Below are 15,842 nucleotides of genomic sequence, written 5' to 3'. Positions count from 1 at the left end.
CCGATTCTGTGGGGATTGTTGGAGGCCGTTACCGCTTGGTGAAGACGATCGGCCGGGGCGGCATGGGCACCGTGTGGCAGGCGTACGACGAGGTGCTCGGCCGCGACGTGGCGCTCAAGGAGGTCCTCCCGCCTCCCGATCTCACCGGCCCGGAACGCGACATCTTCACCGTGCGGACCTTCCGCGAGGCCAGGGCGGCCGGCCGGGTCGCCCACCCCTGCGTCGCCGCCGTGTACGACGTGCTGGAGGAGCACGGCCACCCGTGGATCGTCATGCAGCTCATCCGCTCCCGCACGCTCGGCGAGCTGGTGCGCGACGACGGGCCGATGGCCCCCGTGGAGGTCGCGCACGTCGGGCTGCAGTTGCTGGAGGCGCTGCGCGCGGCCCACACGGCGGGGGTCCTGCACCGGGACGTCAAGCCCGACAACGTGCTGCTGGGCGAGGACGGCCGGGCGGTGCTCACCGACTTCGGCATCGCCACCACCGAGGACGAGGCCCCCGTCACCAGGACGGGGATACTCCTCGGCACACCGGCCTACATGGCGCCGGAGCGGGCGGCGGGCGGGCAGGCCCAGCCCGCCTCGGACCTGTGGGCGCTGGGCGTGACGCTCTACGTGGCCGTCGAGGGCCACTCCCCCTTCCACCGCGAGAACGCGCTGGCCACGCTGGGCGCGGTCATGCACGCCGAACCGGCCCCGCTGGCCCGCGCGGGCGTCCTCGGTCCCATCCTGCTCGGCCTGCTGCGCAAGGACCCCGCCGAGCGGATGTCGCTGGACGAGGCGCGGCGGCGGCTGTCCGCGATCATCACCGGCAGCGCACCCGAGCCGACCGGGCCGGTGCCTATCCCGGTCGCGACCCAGGCCCGGCCTGCGCTCGTGCCGGGCCGGCGCAGGCCGCCGCTGCTCGCGCTGGGCGCGGGCACGGTCATGGTGGCGCTGGTCACCGGCGGCGCGGCCTGGTGGTCGCACCGGCCCGCGGAGACCAGCGCGCCGCCGCACGTACCGGCGGTGGTGCGATCGTCCGGCTCCCCCAGCGCAGCCCCCGAGACGAGCCATCCGCCACCGTCGCGCACCGGCACCCGGCAGGACACCCCACCCCCGACCGCGTACGACTCACCCCGCACGATGTACGACTCACCCCGCCCCGACGAACCGGGCACCACCACCGAGCCGTCCACGAAGCAGACCCGGCCCCAGCCCACCAAATCCGCCCGTGAGACGCCCGGCGAACCGACACCCACCAAGCCCGAACGGGCCACCCCTCGTGACACCTCTCGGGGCACCCCGGAGAACGAGTCCGGCGGGAGGACCCCCGGCCAGGTGGACCCGGCCGCCGACGGCGACGCCCAGGAGCGGGGTCAGGGTCAGGGGCAGGGTAGGGGTCAGGGTCAGGAAGCCCGTGAGAACGCCGGCCAGAAGCAGAAGAAGGCCGACAAGCACAGGGCCTAAGGAGTCACGACTCCGCGCGTACGGCGTCCAGGGCCTGCGGGTCAGGACTCCGCTCGTACGGTGTCCAGGGCCTTCTGCAGGTCCTCCGGGTAGTCGGTGCCGAACGAGATCCACTCGCCGGTGGAGGGATGCTCGAAGCCGAGCGAGACCGCGTGCAGCCACTGCCTGGTGACGCCCAGCCGGGCGGCGATCGTCGGGTCCGCGCCGTACATCATGTCGCCCACGCACGGGTGGCGCAGCGCGGACATGTGCACCCGGATCTGGTGGGTGCGACCGGTCTCCAGCTTGATGTCGAGCAGCGAGGCCGCCCGGAACGCCTCGATCGTGTCGTAGTGGGTGATCGACGCCTTGCCGCCCGCGACCACCGCCCACCTGCCGTCACCCGACGGGTGCCGGTCGATCGGCGCGTCCACCGTGCCCCGGAACGGGTCGGGATGCCCCTGGACCAGCGCGTGGTAGCGCTTGTCGACGGTGCGCTCCTTGAAGGCGCGCTTGAGGTGGGAGTAGGCGTGCTCGCTCTTGGCCACCGCCATCGCGCCGGTGGTGTTAGCGTCCAGCCGGTGCACGATGCCCTGACGCTCGGCCGCGCCGCTGGTCGCGATCGTGTGCCCGGCGCCGAGCAGGCCGCCCAGCACGGTCGGGCCCGTCCAGCCGACGGTCGGGTGGGCGGCCACGCCGATCGGCTTGTTGACCACCACGATGTCGTCGTCCTCGTAGACGATGCTCATGCCCGGCACCGGCTCGGCCACCGGCATGGGGGTGCTCACCGGAGGCGGGAGCGTCACGTCGAGCCAGGCGCCCGCGTGCACCCGGTCGGACTTGGCCGGCTGCCTGCCGTCGACCAGCACCTCACCGGCGCCGATCAGCTCGGCCGCGCGGGTGCGCGAGAACCCGAACAGTCTGGACAGCGCGGCGTCGACCCGCTCGCCCTCCAGCCCGTCGGGGACGGGGAGACTACGCTGCTCGGCCACTCTTGCCCTCCCTCGTCCCGTCAAGCTGATAACCGCGCCAGGCCAGGATGACCGCGAGGATGCCGCCGCACACGATCGCCGAGTCGGCGATGTTGAAGATCGGGAAGTAGTCGATCACCGGGAAGTTGCCGGGCAGCACCTCGATGAAGTCGACCACATGCCCCTGGAGCTGTGTGGACCTGCCGAAGCCGGACGGGTAGCGCAGCAGCCTGTCGGTCAGGTTGCCGAGCGCGCCGCCCAGCAGCATGCCCAGGGTGATCGCCCACGGCAGGCTCCCCAGTTTACGCGCCGCCCGGATGATGGCGACCACCACGCAGGCGGCGATGAGGGTGAGGATGAAGGTCATCCCGGTGCCAATGCTGAACGCGGCCCCCGAGTTGAAGATCAGCCTGAACTGCAGCACTCCGGGGATCAGCACCAGCGGCGGCTCGCCCTCCAGCGTCCGCAGCGCCACCGTCTTGGTGATCACGTCGGACGCGTAGAGAACGGCCGCGAGCGAGGCGAGAACGGCCAGGAGACGGCCTCGCCGCCCGCCTACCGGCGCTCCTCCTTCTGCTTGCAGGCCACGCACAGCGTCGCCCTGGGGAACGCCTGAAGGCGCTCCTTGCCGATCGGCTTGTGGCACGATTCGCACACTCCATAAGTCCCTGCGTCGATCCTGGCGATCGCACGTTCGTTCTGCGCGACCAGGTCGCGTGCATTCAGGGTAAGGGCGATCTCACGTTCGCGCTCATAGGTCTTGGCGCCGGCGTCCGCCTGGTCGTCACCGGCCCCCTGAGTAACGTCTCCCGAAGCGATTTCGGACTCGTGACGGAGAATGTCCGCGTTGAGCTCCTCGACCTCGCTCTGCAGCGTGCCGCGTACCTCGGCCAGCTCCTGCTTCGACCACATCGACGGTGTAGCGGTCTGCGTGACTGCCACCATGGCTGCCTCCATGCTGATCAAGGCCCTTGAATCGTGCGGGCAGCCTAGGTCTCCGATAACGGAATGGCAAACGACCCGCCGGACGAATTACCCCTCCTGTACTATCCCGCCTCGCCCTGCTAACTCCTCCTCAGCGGACTCCATTCCCGCGTTCGTGGAAGCTCTCGGGGCCGCTCTGCGTTATGGTGTGAAGCTGCAAGGCGTTGATGGGGCCCTCCGACGAGGGGCATCACCCCGGAGCCGCCGGAAGAACGGCTCGCATCGAGCTCACTAGACCCGGCCGCACCTCTAATGGAGAGGGCCTCACCCGAGGCCAAGAAGGGTGGTACCGCGGAGCCCCACCGGCTTCGTCCCTTCGCGCAAAGCCCGTCTACCGGCCTGTGACGCGTGGAGGTCCTGCCCGACATGTCTTCGCCATCTTTCCGCTCTCTTCCCGCGCAGGTCGACCTGCCCGCGCTCGAGCGCGAGGTCCTGGACCGCTGGCGGGACGGGAAGATCTTCGAACGCTCCATCGAGCAGAACGAGGGCAACCCGTCCTGGGTCTTCTACGAGGGCCCGCCCACCGCCAACGGCCTGCCCGGCGTCCACCACGTCGAGGCCCGCGTCTTCAAGGACCTGTTCCCGCGCTACAAGTCGATGCGCGGCTTCAGCGTGCCCCGCAAGGCCGGCTGGGACTGCCACGGCCTGCCCGTCGAGGTCGGCGTCGAGAAGGAGCTGGGCCTCACCGGCAAGCGCGACATCGAGGACTACGGCATCGCCGAGTTCAACGCCAAGTGCCGCTCGTCGGTGCTGCGGCACGTCGACGCCTTCGAGCAGCTCACCGAGCGGATGGGCTACTGGATCGACCTGTCGACGGCGTACCGGACCATGGACCCGGCCTACATCGAGGCCGTCTGGTGGTCGCTCAAGGTCGTCTTCGACAAGGGCCTGCTGTTCCGCGACTTCCGCATCACGCCCTACTGCCCGCGCTGCGGCACCGGCCTGTCGGACCACGAGCTGGGCCAGCCCGGCGGCTACGAGACCGTGTCCAGCCCGTCGGTGTACGTCCGCATGCCGGTGACCTCCGGTCCGCTGGCCGAGCTGGACGCCTCCCTGCTGATCTGGACGACCACCCCCTGGACGCTGGTCTCCAACACCGCCGTCGCCGTGCACCCCGACGTCACCTACGTCGCCGCGCGCACCGCCGGCGGCGAGGTGCTGGTGGTGGCCGAGCCGCTGCTGTCGGTGCTCGGCGAGGACGTCACCGAGGTGGCTCGCCTCACCGGCCGTGAGCTGGAGCGCACCACCTACCGGCGGCCCTTCGACCTGGTCGACATCCCCGACGCCCACTACGTGGTGCTCGGCGAGTACGTCACCGTCGAGGACGGCACCGGCCTGGTCCACCAGGCGCCCGCGTTCGGCGCCGACGACCTGGCCGTCATCAGGCGCTACGACATGCCGGTGATCAACCCGATCGGCCCCGACGGGCGCTTCCTCGACGACGTGCCCATGGTGGGCGGGCAGTTCTTCAAGGACGCCGACGAGGCGCTCACCGAGGACCTGCGCGGCCGCGGCCTGCTGTTCCGCGGCGGCCACTTCGACCACAGCTACCCGCACTGCTGGCGCTGCCACACGCCGCTGCTCTACTACGCGCTCCCCTCCTGGTACATCAGGACCACCGAGGTCAAGGAGCAGATGCTGGCGGAGAACGCCACGACCAACTGGTACCCCGACACGATCAAGTGGGGCCGCTTCGGCGAGTGGCTGCGCAACAACGTCGACTGGTCGCTGTCGCGCTCGCGCTACTGGGGCACGCCGCTGCCGCTGTGGGTGTGCTCGGCCGACGAGTCCCACGTGACGTGCGTGGGCTCCTTGGCGGAGCTGGGCGCCCTGGCCGGCGAGGACCTGTCGGCGCTCGACCCGCACCGCCCGTTCGTGGACGACGTGGCCTTCCCTTGCCCGACCTGCTCGGCCGAGGCCCGCCGGGTGCCCGACGTCATCGACGCGTGGTACGACTCCGGCTCCATGCCGTTTGCCCAGTGGGGGCAGCCGGGCAAGCCCGAGGGCCTCTACCCGGCGCAGTTCATCTGCGAGGCGACCGACCAGACCCGCGGCTGGTTCTACTCGCTGATGGCCGTCGGCACGCTGGTGTTCGGCCAGTCCTCCTACGAGAACGTGCTCTGCCTCGGGCTCATCCTGGCCGAGGACGGCCGCAAGATGAGCAAGCACCTGGGCAACATCCTGGAGCCGATGCCGCTGATGGACGAGCACGGCGCCGACGCGCTGCGCTGGTTCATGGCCTGCGGCGGCTCGCCCTGGTCGGCCCGCCGGGTCGGCCACGGCGCGCTGGAGGAGATCGTCCGCAAGGTCCTGCTGACCTACTGGAACACCGCCTCCTTCTTCACTCTCTACGCGGGCGCCGAGTCGTGGTCGCCCGCCCGGCTGGCCGACGCGCCCCCGGCCGCGCAGCGCCCGCTGCTCGACCGGTGGGCACTGGCCGAGCTGCACCGCACGGTCGCCGACGTCACCGCCTCACTGGACGAGTACGACACCCAGCGGGCCGGACGCAGGCTGGCCGAGTTCCTCGACGACCTGTCCAACTGGTACGTACGCCGCTCGCGCCGCCGGTTCTGGCAGGGGTCGCCGGAGGCGTTCGCCACCCTGTACGAGTGCCTGGAGACGGTGACGCGGCTCATGGCGCCCTTCACGCCGTTCGTCACCGACTACCTGTGGGACGTGCTGCGCGGCTCCGACGCCCCCACCTCGGTGCACCTGGCGTCCTGGCCCGCCGTGCGCGATGATCTGCTCGACCCGGCGCTGTCGCAGCAGATGGCGCTGGTGCGGCGGCTGGTGGAGCTGGGCCGCTCGGCCCGCGCCTCCTCCGGCGTCAAGACCCGCCAGCCGCTCGGCCGCGCCCTGGTCGGCGCGCACGACTGGCCGGCGTTGCCCAGCGAGCTGCGCGACCTCATCGCCGACGAGCTGAACGTCCAGGTCCTGGAGGACATGTCGGGCTTCAGTGCCGACCTGGTCTCCTACACCGTCAAGCCCAACTTCCGGGCTCTCGGCAAGCGGTTCGGCTCGCAGACCAAGCTGGTGGCCGCCGCCGTGGGCGCCGCCGACGCCACCACGCTGGCCCGCGCCCTGCGCTCCGGCGAGTCCGTCACCGTGGAGGCGGGCGAACTCGGCCCGGTCACGCTCGGCTCCGACGACGTGATCGTCACCGAGCAGCCGCGTTCCGGCTGGGCGGTGGAGACGGGCGCGATCGACACGGGCACCGGCGAGACGGTGGCGCTCGACCTGGAGCTCACCGACGAGCTGCGCCGGGCGGGCCTGCTGCGCGAGGTCATCCGCCTGGTGCAGGACGCCCGCAAGTCTTCGGGCCTGGCCATCACCGACCGCATCGACCTGTGGTGGACCGCCACCGGTCCCGACCTGGCGCAGGCCCTGCGCACGGGCGGCGAGCTGGTCGGGGACGAGGTGCTGGCATCGTCACTGACGGAGGGCGACCAGCCCGGCCTCCCGACACACACGGACCCCGACCTGGGCCTCACCTTCCAGCTCCGCCGCGCCTGACCCCCGGGGGCACCCGACCCCGGGGCCGGCCGCCGCCCTGACGGCCGGCCCCGGGGGATCCCCGATCTACCGCCGCCGGTATCCGCCGGGCGCGTAAGCCTCGGGGATCCCCCGGTCTACCGCCGGTATCCGTCGGCGCGTAGGCCTCAGCGATCCTCCGGTCTGCCGCCGCCGGTATCCGGTGGCGAGTACCTGCCTGAGAGCCGCAGACGCCGGTCCACGGCCTCTCGACCGCGTCGCGCCCAGCGGCGTCGGGCGGGCTCAGAGCTCGACGCTCTCGCCCGGCAACAGCCGCCGGATGTCGGCGTCGAGCGGCCCGGCCTCGCTCGCCAGCACGCTGTCGAGCACTTTCAAGCCCCACTCGTTGAGCAGACCGTCATGGATCGCGTACGCCCGGCGCGGCCCCATCTCGCGCAGGTAGCCGATCAGATCGGGCACCGTCAGCCACGGCGCCTGGCCCGGCACCAGCAGGGTCGGCACGTCGACCAGCGGCAGCGCGTCGCCGGGATGGAACACCTCACCGTCGAGGAGGAACCCGACGTTGTCCACGGGCTCGGCGTCGGGATGGCTGAGGTGATGCTTCTCCCCGACGCCCACCACCTCGAACCCGGCGACCGTCAGGACGTCCCCGTCGGCCACCACCCGTACCCGGTCCCGAATCCCCTCCAGCCGCCGGGCCACCCCGGAGCAGGTGTAAACGGCGAGCTCGGCGTCGGCGGCCACAGCCGCGTACAGCCGCTCGGCCTCGAAGTGGTCGAAGTGCTCATGGGTGATCAGAACCGCCTCGACACCGGCCAGCGCCTCCGGCTCCGGCGTCATCACCCCGGGGTCGATGACGATCGCCCTCGAATCCTTCTCCACCCGCACGCACGCATGCCCGTACTTGGTCAGTCTCACGGCCCTATCCTGTCCCGCCGGCCGCTTTCGCCCCCTGGAGATCTCCGACAGCGAAAACCACACCAAGCAGGCTAAAAATATGCCTCAATGCTTGAAACCCGAGCTAAGTGCGTGAATCGCCACCCAGGACTCCCGGATCAGCGATGCCACGAAAGCAGCGGACGCCGACAAGGGGATTACGGCCACCCTCGACCGGCGACCGCAACGGATCAACCCACCGTATCCTGCTCGTTCTGACAGACGGAACAACTCGTCAGACCCGCCGCCTCAGCCCTGGCCAGCGTCATGCTCTCCACCCCGGACTCCCCAGCACCCTGAATCAACGGACAGGCGGTGCCGTGGTAGCGACGGGTGCCGATGATGACCTTCACCATGCCGCCGCCAGCCTTCTTCCCCCCAGCAGGGGCAGGCTCGCCGGACGCCGCGCCACGGTCTTTTGAGGCACCGGCGGTGGAGCCGCCAGCGGTGGAGGCACCGGCGGTGGAGGCGCTGGAGGTAGAGCCGCCGGACCGCCCATGAGCGGCGGTATCGGCCGAACCCTCGCCACCGGACTTCGCCCCGGCGGACTGCTGCTCACCACCCGCCTTGGAGCCGGTAGGCCGCTCACCACCCGCCTTGGGACCGGTGGGCCGCTCGCCACCCGGCTTGGGACCGGTGGGCCGCTCGCCGGTGGGCCGCTCGCCGCCCGGAGCCTTCGACGGGCTCCCCGAGCCGGTGCCGGGCCTCCCCCCGGTCGCCCTGTCAGGCGCTCCGGTGGGCGTCGGCAGGGTCCGGGACTTGGCGGACTCGGCCGACGACGCCGGTCGCTCCGGCGTCACAGCACCACTCGAAGCCGGGCCCCGGTCGGAGCCGCCCTGCGGCGACTTCGCCTCAGCCTCATCGGCCCCGGCGGAACTCCCCTGAGACTTGCCCTCACCCGACCGCGATCGCAGCGATGAAGGGGCGCCACCCGATCCGGAACGGGTCTGCCCGGCGGGGCCGCCCGATGCCGGACGACGCGACTCCGCCGGCGGCTTGGCGTCCTGGGACACCGGTTCGCCGGAGGCCGTGACGCGAGGCTGGGGACGGGTGTCGGGGTCGGTGGAGTCGCTGTCAGGCTCAGCCATCACCGCCTGCTTACCAACGGGCTTCTCACCCCGCGCACTACCGCCGCCACCCGGCTTCTTGCCCTGAGCGCCGCTGCCGACCGCCTGCTCAGCTCTGCCGGCGGGGCGTTCGGCTTGCGCACCGTGGCCGGAGGAGTCGCCGCGCTCAGCTCCGCCAGAGGGTCGCCCGCCCTTCGGCTCTGACCCGGTGCCCGGCCGCTGGGGCCGGTCCGGCCTGGGGGTGCGGTGGGCATCGGGGAGGGGCAGGGAGAGCTTGGTCTCCGCCTCCGCCTCATCGCGCCCGGCGGACCCGTAGGGGGGCCGCGCGCCCTTGCCACCGGCCCCGGATGGCGTGCCGCCCCCGGGACGGGTGGGCGCAGAGGCCGGAGAGGCGGCCGGCCGGCCGAACCAGCCGGTCGGGCCCTCGGCGGTCGCGGAAGAGGCGGCCGAGGAAGAAGCCGATGCCGGGGAAGGGGCCGCGGATGAAGAAGGGGCCGCGGAAGAAGCCGAGGCGGGGGCCGAGGCCGTAGAGGCCGAGGCGGGGGTGGAGGCCGGGGAGGGGGGCGAGGTGGGGGTGGAAGCCTTGGGTTCGGGCCTTGGCGGCATGACCGGCGACTGCGGGTCCCGCGTCGGCTCGGCCTGGTGCGCGGTGGCGACGGCCGGCTCGGCCTGGTGCGCGGTGGCGACGGCTGGCTCGGGGTCCGGGGCAGGTGGTAGCTGCCGACCGCCGAGCGCGGCGTCAGGCAGGCACGCGGTGCAGGGCGTGAAGCCCTCCTCGCGCGCCTCTTCGTACGTCAGTTCTTCTTGACCCCGCCCGATCAGCTGCCGGCAGCCCTGAACGTGGTAGCGCTTGCGCCCTGGGATCACCAGCACGATCGCGTCCGGGGAGATCCCGCTCGCCGTCAGCGGGCGCTGCGGCCCGGACGCCGGTGCGGGAGACGGCCCCCGCGTGGGCACGGGTGAGTGCCCGGGTGAAGGCAGGGTCGCCGTCCGCTGGAACGGTTGCGGCGACGCTTGCGCCCCCATCGGGCCGGTCTGGTTGTACGGCACGCCGGGTGGCACGAGCCCCGCTGGAGGAGGGGTGGCCGGCACTGCGGCCTGCCCACCACCGGGAAACAACTCGTGACGCCGCAGCAGTGCCCCGATCACCAGGAAAAGCGCGGACAGCACGCTGACCACGATGGACCACATGATCAGGAACGGCTTGGCCAGTACGAAGCCCGCGATCAACAGAATGACCGCCGCGAGCACCAAACCAGCACTGATAAGGATCACAAAGGGCTCTTTCGAGTGACGGGTCTATCTGACCCGCTACCTTACCGGCGGTCGTTGTGGGGACCGTCACTGCCGGGGAAAACACCCTGCGGAGCCTCGCCGCCGAACGGGTTGGGACCACCGGGCAGAGGCTGCTGGCCACCCTGGGGGACGGCGTGCTGCATACCGGGGCCCGCGGCACTGGGCGCACCCGACGACATGACCGGGAACCCGCCACTGCCTTCCGCGGAGACGTTCAGCTCGGCGAGCTGGTTCTCCAGGTAGAGCTTGAGGCGGCTGCGGTATTCGCGCTCGAAACTGCGCAGCTCCTCGACCTTGCGCTCGAGCTCGTCACGGGTCTGGACGAGGGAACCCATGGCCTGACGGTGGCGCTCCTGCGCGTCGCGCTCGAGCGTCTCCGCGCGGGCGCGGGCGTCGCCGATGACCTGCTCGGCCTGACGGCGAGCCTTGGTCAGGATCTCGTCGGCCTCGCGGCGGGCTCGGGTCACGGTCTCGTCCGCCTCCCGGCGGGCGTCGGAGATCGCCTGGTCGGCGGTCTGCTGCGCGAGCGCGAGCACGCGCGCGGCGGTGTCCATGTTGTCCTCGGCGGGAGGCATGTTCATGGCCATCGGAACCGGCTGCGGCTGCTGCTGCGGCTCGGGCGCCCGCATGGGCTCCGGCTGCTGCTGCTGGGGCGGCGGCCCCATCATCTCAGGCTTGGGCTGCTCCTGGACGGGCGCGGACGCCATGGGCATGTTCATGCCACCAGGCACCTTGCCGCGCAGGCACTCGGCCAGCTTCGCGCGGAGCTCTTCGTTCTCTTGGATCAGGCGGTCAAGCTCAGCCTCGACTTCGTCGAGGAAGGCATCGACCTCTTCCTCGTCGTAGCCCGGCCTGAGCCGGGTCGTACTGAATTGCTTGTTCCGCACATCAGCGGGCGTCAGCGGCATCTTTTGGTCTCCTTGGCGCGCTTTGGAGTCTGTCCGGAGGGACGGTCAACCCGATCACTTCAGCGCGGACACGAGTTGGATCATGACCGGTGCTCTGTGGCCCCCATCACCTACCGCCGAGCATTCCTGCGATGTTGATCAAGAGCAGAACGATGATGAAGAGGACTGTGAAGCTTAGGTCAAAGGCCACCGTACCCAACCGGAGCGGGGGAATGAAACGGCGGAGGAACTTCAGGGGAGGGTCGGTTGCGGTGTATGTGGCTTCGGCGAGCACCAGCACGACCCCGGAGGGTCGCCACTGCCGTGCGAACGCCTGGACGGTCTCGAAGATCATCCTGCCGATGAGCAGCACCAGGTAGAGCGACAGGACAACGACCAAGATCTGGCTTACGATCCCCACGGTCTGGCCGCGCCTCCACTTCTGATGTGCCCGTCCGGTCTCGGCGAGACCTGGTTGGGTCCGGTAGTCATACAGAGACTCTAACTCTGGTTGAAGAACCCGCGTTCCGCGATTCGTGCCTTGTCCTCAGCGGTCACCTCGACATTGGCAGGGGACAACAGGAACACCTTGTTCGTAACACGTTCAATGCTGCCATGTAGGCCAAAGACCAGACCTGCCGCGAAATCGACCAGCCGCTTCGCGTCGCTGTCGACCATCTCGGTCAGATTCATGATGACGGGGGTGCCGTCACGGAAGTGCTCGCCGATCGTCCGGGCCTCGTTGTAGGTCCGGGGGTGCAGGGTGGTGATGCGCGCCAGATCGGTCGTACGGCGCTCCAGGACGGTCGTGGCGGGCCTGGGCGCGGGCACTCCCGTATCGGCCTCTTCCTCGCGGTCCTGGACCGCTATGGACCGCTCCTCGCCGGTGCGCTGCACATCGTCGTCGTAGGCGTACTCATCCGTGTAGGTCTCGTATCTCTCGTAGCGGTCGTCCTCCACGAGCCCGAGGTAGACCGCCATCTTGCGCATCGCGCCGGCCATTGCTACGTCGTCCTCCTGCTCATGGTCGCACTCGTTCGGACTCGTCAGCCGGGTCCGAGGCGGTAGCCGTACCCCCCTGGAGCTCACCGCTGATCGACCTCTACCAGACCGTGGACCTGAAGACCCACTTGAGGGGACATTACCTGACGAAGAGCTTTCGACGGCCGAGCAACGCCGTACCGACACGCACATGTGTGGCGCCGTGCGCGACGGCTTCGGCCAGATCCACGCTCATCCCCGCGGAAATCATCGTGGCACGTGGGTGGCCTTCCTGTACGCCCAGCGCCACATCGCGCAGCCGCGCGAACGCCTTGGCCGGGTCCTCCCCCAGCGGCGCCACCGCCATCACCCCGCCCAGCCACAGACCGGGAGCGGCGTCGATCGCCTCGGCCACCGCCGGCACGTCCGCCGGCCTGACGCCGCCCCTGCCCGGGTCGTCGTCCAGCGCCACCTGCACCAGGCACCCGATCTCCCTGCTCTGCCTGACGGCCTCCCGGCTGATCGCCTCCACCAGCCGGCCCCGGTCGACGGAGTGGATCAGATCGGCGTAACCGACCACGGAACGCACCTTGTTGGTCTGCAGTTGCCCCACGAAATGCCAGGTCAGCGGGAGGTCCGCGCACGCGGCCGCCTTGGGCGCGGCCTCCTGGTCGCGGTTCTCGCCCACGTCGCGCACGCCGAGCCCGGCCAGCAGTCGCACGTCGGCGGCCGGATAGGTCTTGGTCACGGCGATCAGGGTCACCTCGCCCCGGTCGCGGCCCGCCGCCAGGCACGCCTCACCGATCCGCTTCTCGACCCCGGCCAGGCCGGAGGCGATCTCATCCGTTCGCACGCCTGTCCCTCCTGTGCACACCATTGTCCTGTACGCCTCCCGCCGCCGGCCACCGCCCGCCCCCGCGGACCGGGCGCGGGTGGAACGCTCCCGGCCCGGGCGCGGCGAGCGAACCGGCCGCACGGCCCTCGCGATGCCGTACACCGCCCCTCGCGATGCCGTACGCGCACCGCATCGCCCCGGTGACACAGCGGCGCCGCTCCCCATGTGTGCTGGAAGGAGCGGCGGGGGCCGGTCGGGCTACTTGAGGAAGTCGGGGACGTCCAATTCCTCCTCCTGCTCCTCGAAGACCACCGGGCGACGTTTGGCGGGCTCCGACATGCGGGAGGTGATGGGCGTGGGCGGATTGGTGGGCTCGGGCGTGGGCCGCGGGATCGAGACGGGGGCCGAGGGCTCCTCGTGCTCGTCCCCGGCCGCCGACTCGCGCTCCGTCCGCTCCGGCGGACGCACCGGCTCAGGTCGCGGCTCGGGACGGGCCTCGATCCTGGCCTCGGGACGCGGCTCGGGCCTGAACTCGGAGCGCGGCTCCGGCCGGAACTCCGGACGCGGCTCGGGCCTGAACTCCGGACGAGGCTCCTGGCGGGGCTCGGGCCTGAACTCGACGCGCGGCTCAGGACGGGGGTCGGGGCGCGGCTCGGGACGGGAGGCGGGCTCGGGCCGGACTCCCGCCGAGGGCACGCCGGTCCGGGGCGGGGCCGCCAGCGGCGGCGCCTGGGCCGCGGTGGGACGGCTCTGCGGGCGCGGCAGCGCCTTGTCCGGGGGCGCGATGTCGTCGAAGCCGGCGGCGATCACGGTGACCCGCACCTCGTCGCCGAGCGCGTCGTCGATGACCGTGCCGAAGATGATGTTGGCGTCGGGCGCCGCCGCCATCGACACCAGCTGGGCGGCCTCGTTGATCTCGAACAGGCCGAGGTCGGAGCCGCCGGCGATCGACAGCAGCACGCCGTGCGCGCCGTCGATGCTGGCCTCCAGCAGCGGGCTGGAGACCGCCATCTCCGCCGCGGCCACCGAACGGTCGTCGCCGCGCGCGTGGCCGATGCCCATCAGCGCCGAACCGGCGCCGGACATGACCGACTTGACGTCGGCGAAGTCCAGGTTGATCAGACCCGGCGTGGTGATCAGATCGGTGATGCCCTGCACACCGGAGAGCAGCACCTGGTCGGCGGCCTTGAACGCGTCGAGCACGCTCACCTGCCGGTCGGAGATCGACAGCAGCCGGTCGTTGGGGATCACGATGAGGGTGTCGACCTCGTCGCGCAGCGTCTCGATGCCCGCGTCGGCCTGCGAGGCCCTGCGGCGGCCCTCGAAGCTGAACGGCCGGGTGACGACTCCTATCGTGAGCGCCCCCAGGGAGCGAGCGATGTTGGCCACCACGGGCGCGCCGCCCGTGCCGGTGCCGCCACCCTCGCCCGCTGTGACGAAGACCATGTCGGCCCCCTTGAGGACCTCCTCGATCTCCTCACGGTGGTCCTCGGCCGCCTTGCGCCCCACATCGGGGTTGGCGCCCGCTCCAAGTCCACGCGTGAGCTCGCGGCCCACGTCCAGTTTGACGTCGGCGTCACTCATCAGCAGCGCCTGGGCGTCGGTGTTTATCGCGATGAACTCGACGCCCTTGAGTCCCTCCTCGATCATCCGGTTGACGGCGTTCACTCCGCCGCCGCCGATGCCGACGACCTTGATGACCGCGAGGTAGTTCTGCGGTGCTGCCACGACGAGGGGCCTTTCCGCTCGTTGACTTGCCATTTCGGTGCGGATCGTCTCCGCGTCTTTTCCGTTCGGGTAACTCTCAACCTCAAGTTGAGATTTAGATTTATGTCAACCTGAGGATTGATACGGACAGTAGGAGTTACGCTCCGCGCGGGTCAACTAACCGCGCCGCAAGCACGTCCGGCGTGTCGCGGGCTGTCCGATTCGCTCAGCCGTCACGCCTGGTCGGGGCACTCCCGTGCCGTAAACCCGATCTACAGGTTCTCACGCCGGGACGCTCGCCTCGGCCAGGCGCGAGCCTGTTCCCGGTCTGGAGTTGCCGCGCCGGAGGCCAAAGATCTATGTTTCGCGGCCCGCATATCCCCGGCGCCGCGCCACTTCCCCCGGACGGCCCCGCCGAAATAGTGATCATGGCCGGGTACGTGAAATGGATCACTTGAGTGTGATCACGTCCGGCGAGCTCACGTCGTAGACCTCGGCCTTGCGCCGCAGCATGCTCGTCAGGATCCGCGCCTTGTCCTCGGGCCGGTCCACGCCGCCCCAGACGATGGTCCTGCCGTCCGACAGCGTCAGCGTCACGTCCTCGGCCGTCGTGGCGCTCACCTGCCGCACCCGCCCGCCGATCTCGCCGGGCAGCGACCCGATCACCCGCAGCGCCGCCATCGTCGCCGGGTCCCCCGCCCCCGGCCGGGCCACCTTGAGCACCGGCACCAGAGGCGGCGCCACATCCACCACCTCGATCGCGACGCCGAGCTTGTCGAGCAGCGCCGCCCGGCCGCCGGCGGCCACCTGCGCCACGGGCTCGCGCTCGACGATCTCGATCTTCAGCGTCCCCGGCCACACCCGGTCGACCTTCACGCTGGCCACCTGCCGGATCGACTGGACCCTGGCCTGAACATCGGTCAGGTCGACGGTCGCCAGCGGATGCAGCTCCGGGACCCCGGCGGTCTCTCTGATCTTCTCGGCGGGCAATGTGACATTTCCCACGATCTCCACAGATCGCACGCCCAGCACCGGCGAGAAGAACACCAGCCACGCCGCCGTCCCCACGACGCCCGCGGTCAGCAGCACCAGGAAAACCGTCCGAGCCCTCATCATCCTCCAGCATCGCCGTGCCCACAGAACCTACGCCGCCGCCCGCACGTACACCTCACGCCACGCCATGGGCCGCCCTTCCCGGTCACCAGGGCCACCCCCGGCCGCCGTACGGAGCCGAAGCCGTACAGGGAGACGGCCGACGG

General features: G+C 70.8%; 13 protein-coding genes. 2 read left to right on the top strand and 11 right to left on the bottom strand.

All coding sequences use genetic code 11. The features are described from left to right. Window positions 1–38: 38 nt before the first annotated feature. Complete coding sequence (locus OHA68_RS30595; protein WP_327109576.1) at window positions 39–1,448, top strand: protein kinase domain-containing protein; 1,410 nt, start codon at window positions 39–41, stop codon at window positions 1,446–1,448. 41 nt (window positions 1,449–1,489) lie between these two features. On the opposite strand, the gene OHA68_RS30590 is transcribed toward OHA68_RS30595, so the two are convergent. From OHA68_RS30590 to OHA68_RS30580, 3 genes are read right to left on the bottom strand one after another with little or no spacing between them, the layout of a single operon-like run. Beyond that, a complete protein-coding gene (locus OHA68_RS30590; RefSeq protein ID WP_189139976.1) occupies window positions 1,490–2,419 on the bottom strand; it encodes an RluA family pseudouridine synthase in 930 nt (309 codons plus the stop codon). Further along, window positions 2,403–2,990, bottom strand: coding sequence for a signal peptidase II (locus tag OHA68_RS30585; protein ID WP_225277462.1), 588 nt, complete (start codon window positions 2,988–2,990; stop codon window positions 2,403–2,405). The genes OHA68_RS30590 and OHA68_RS30585 overlap by 17 nt, the downstream gene beginning before the upstream one ends. After that, entirely contained in the window at window positions 2,954–3,343 is a 390-nt protein-coding gene (locus OHA68_RS30580) for a TraR/DksA family transcriptional regulator (protein ID WP_189139975.1), read from the bottom strand. Before OHA68_RS30580 ends, OHA68_RS30585 begins: the two co-directional genes overlap by 37 nt. A 405-nt stretch (window positions 3,344–3,748) precedes the next feature. Between OHA68_RS30580 and ileS the strand changes: the two genes are divergently transcribed. After that, window positions 3,749–6,895, top strand: a complete 3,147-nt coding sequence (gene ileS / locus OHA68_RS30575) for an isoleucine--tRNA ligase (RefSeq protein WP_327103343.1) — start codon at window positions 3,749–3,751, stop codon at window positions 6,893–6,895. Between the two features lie 261 nt (window positions 6,896–7,156). Here ileS and OHA68_RS30570 read toward each other — a convergent pair whose 3' ends face one another. The 8 genes from OHA68_RS30570 to OHA68_RS30535 all read right to left on the bottom strand — a co-directional run bounded on the left by OHA68_RS30570 (window position 7,157) and on the right by OHA68_RS30535 (window position 15,672). Next, the gene (locus OHA68_RS30570; RefSeq protein WP_327103342.1) at window positions 7,157–7,792 is read right to left on the bottom strand and encodes an MBL fold metallo-hydrolase; all 636 of its coding nucleotides are present in this window, start codon (window positions 7,790–7,792) and stop codon (window positions 7,157–7,159) included. A 209-nt stretch (window positions 7,793–8,001) separates the two neighbouring features. After that, a complete protein-coding gene (locus tag OHA68_RS30565; RefSeq protein ID WP_327103341.1) occupies window positions 8,002–10,152 on the bottom strand; it encodes a hypothetical protein in 2,151 nt (716 codons plus the stop codon). A gap of 41 nt (window positions 10,153–10,193) precedes the next feature. Further along, entirely contained in the window at window positions 10,194–11,081 is an 888-nt protein-coding gene (locus tag OHA68_RS30560) for a DivIVA domain-containing protein (RefSeq protein ID WP_327103340.1), read from the bottom strand. 106 nt (window positions 11,082–11,187) lie between these two features. Then, the gene (locus OHA68_RS30555) at window positions 11,188–11,481 is read right to left on the bottom strand and encodes a YggT family protein (protein ID WP_189139970.1); all 294 of its coding nucleotides are present in this window, start codon (window positions 11,479–11,481) and stop codon (window positions 11,188–11,190) included. A gap of 80 nt (window positions 11,482–11,561) precedes the next feature. Next, window positions 11,562–12,062, bottom strand: coding sequence for a cell division protein SepF (locus tag OHA68_RS30550; RefSeq protein WP_189139969.1), 501 nt, complete (start codon window positions 12,060–12,062; stop codon window positions 11,562–11,564). A gap of 139 nt (window positions 12,063–12,201) precedes the next feature. Further along, the gene (locus OHA68_RS30545) at window positions 12,202–12,918 is read right to left on the bottom strand and encodes a YggS family pyridoxal phosphate-dependent enzyme (protein WP_327103339.1); all 717 of its coding nucleotides are present in this window, start codon (window positions 12,916–12,918) and stop codon (window positions 12,202–12,204) included. 216 nt (window positions 12,919–13,134) lie between these two features. After that, window positions 13,135–14,604: a cell division protein FtsZ gene (gene ftsZ, locus OHA68_RS30540; protein ID WP_327103338.1), complete on the bottom strand. Its 1,470-nt coding sequence runs from the start codon at window positions 14,602–14,604 to the stop codon at window positions 13,135–13,137. 429 nt (window positions 14,605–15,033) lie between these two features. After that, window positions 15,034–15,672, bottom strand: coding sequence for a cell division protein FtsQ/DivIB (locus tag OHA68_RS30535; RefSeq protein WP_229699355.1), 639 nt, complete (start codon window positions 15,670–15,672; stop codon window positions 15,034–15,036). Window positions 15,673–15,842 lie beyond the last annotated feature (170 nt).

Source organism: Nonomuraea glycinis (genome assembly GCF_035920485.1).
GTDB lineage: Bacteria > Actinomycetota > Actinomycetes > Streptosporangiales > Streptosporangiaceae > Nonomuraea > Nonomuraea glycinis.
This window is presented reverse-complemented; position numbering and strand designations above follow the sequence as displayed.

Coding starts and splice junctions, on each gene's coding strand:
- OHA68_RS30580 (WP_189139975.1), bottom strand. CDS start 3,343: ATGGTGGCAGTCACGCAGACCGCTACACCGTCGATGTGGTCGAAGCAG.
- ileS (WP_327103343.1), top strand. CDS start 3,749: ATGTCTTCGCCATCTTTCCGCTCTCTTCCCGCGCAGGTCGACCTGCCC.
- OHA68_RS30545 (WP_327103339.1), bottom strand. CDS start 12,918: ATGGTGTGCACAGGAGGGACAGGCGTGCGAACGGATGAGATCGCCTCC.
- OHA68_RS30560 (WP_327103340.1), bottom strand. CDS start 11,081: ATGCCGCTGACGCCCGCTGATGTGCGGAACAAGCAATTCAGTACGACC.
- OHA68_RS30550 (WP_189139969.1), bottom strand. CDS start 12,062: ATGGCCGGCGCGATGCGCAAGATGGCGGTCTACCTCGGGCTCGTGGAG.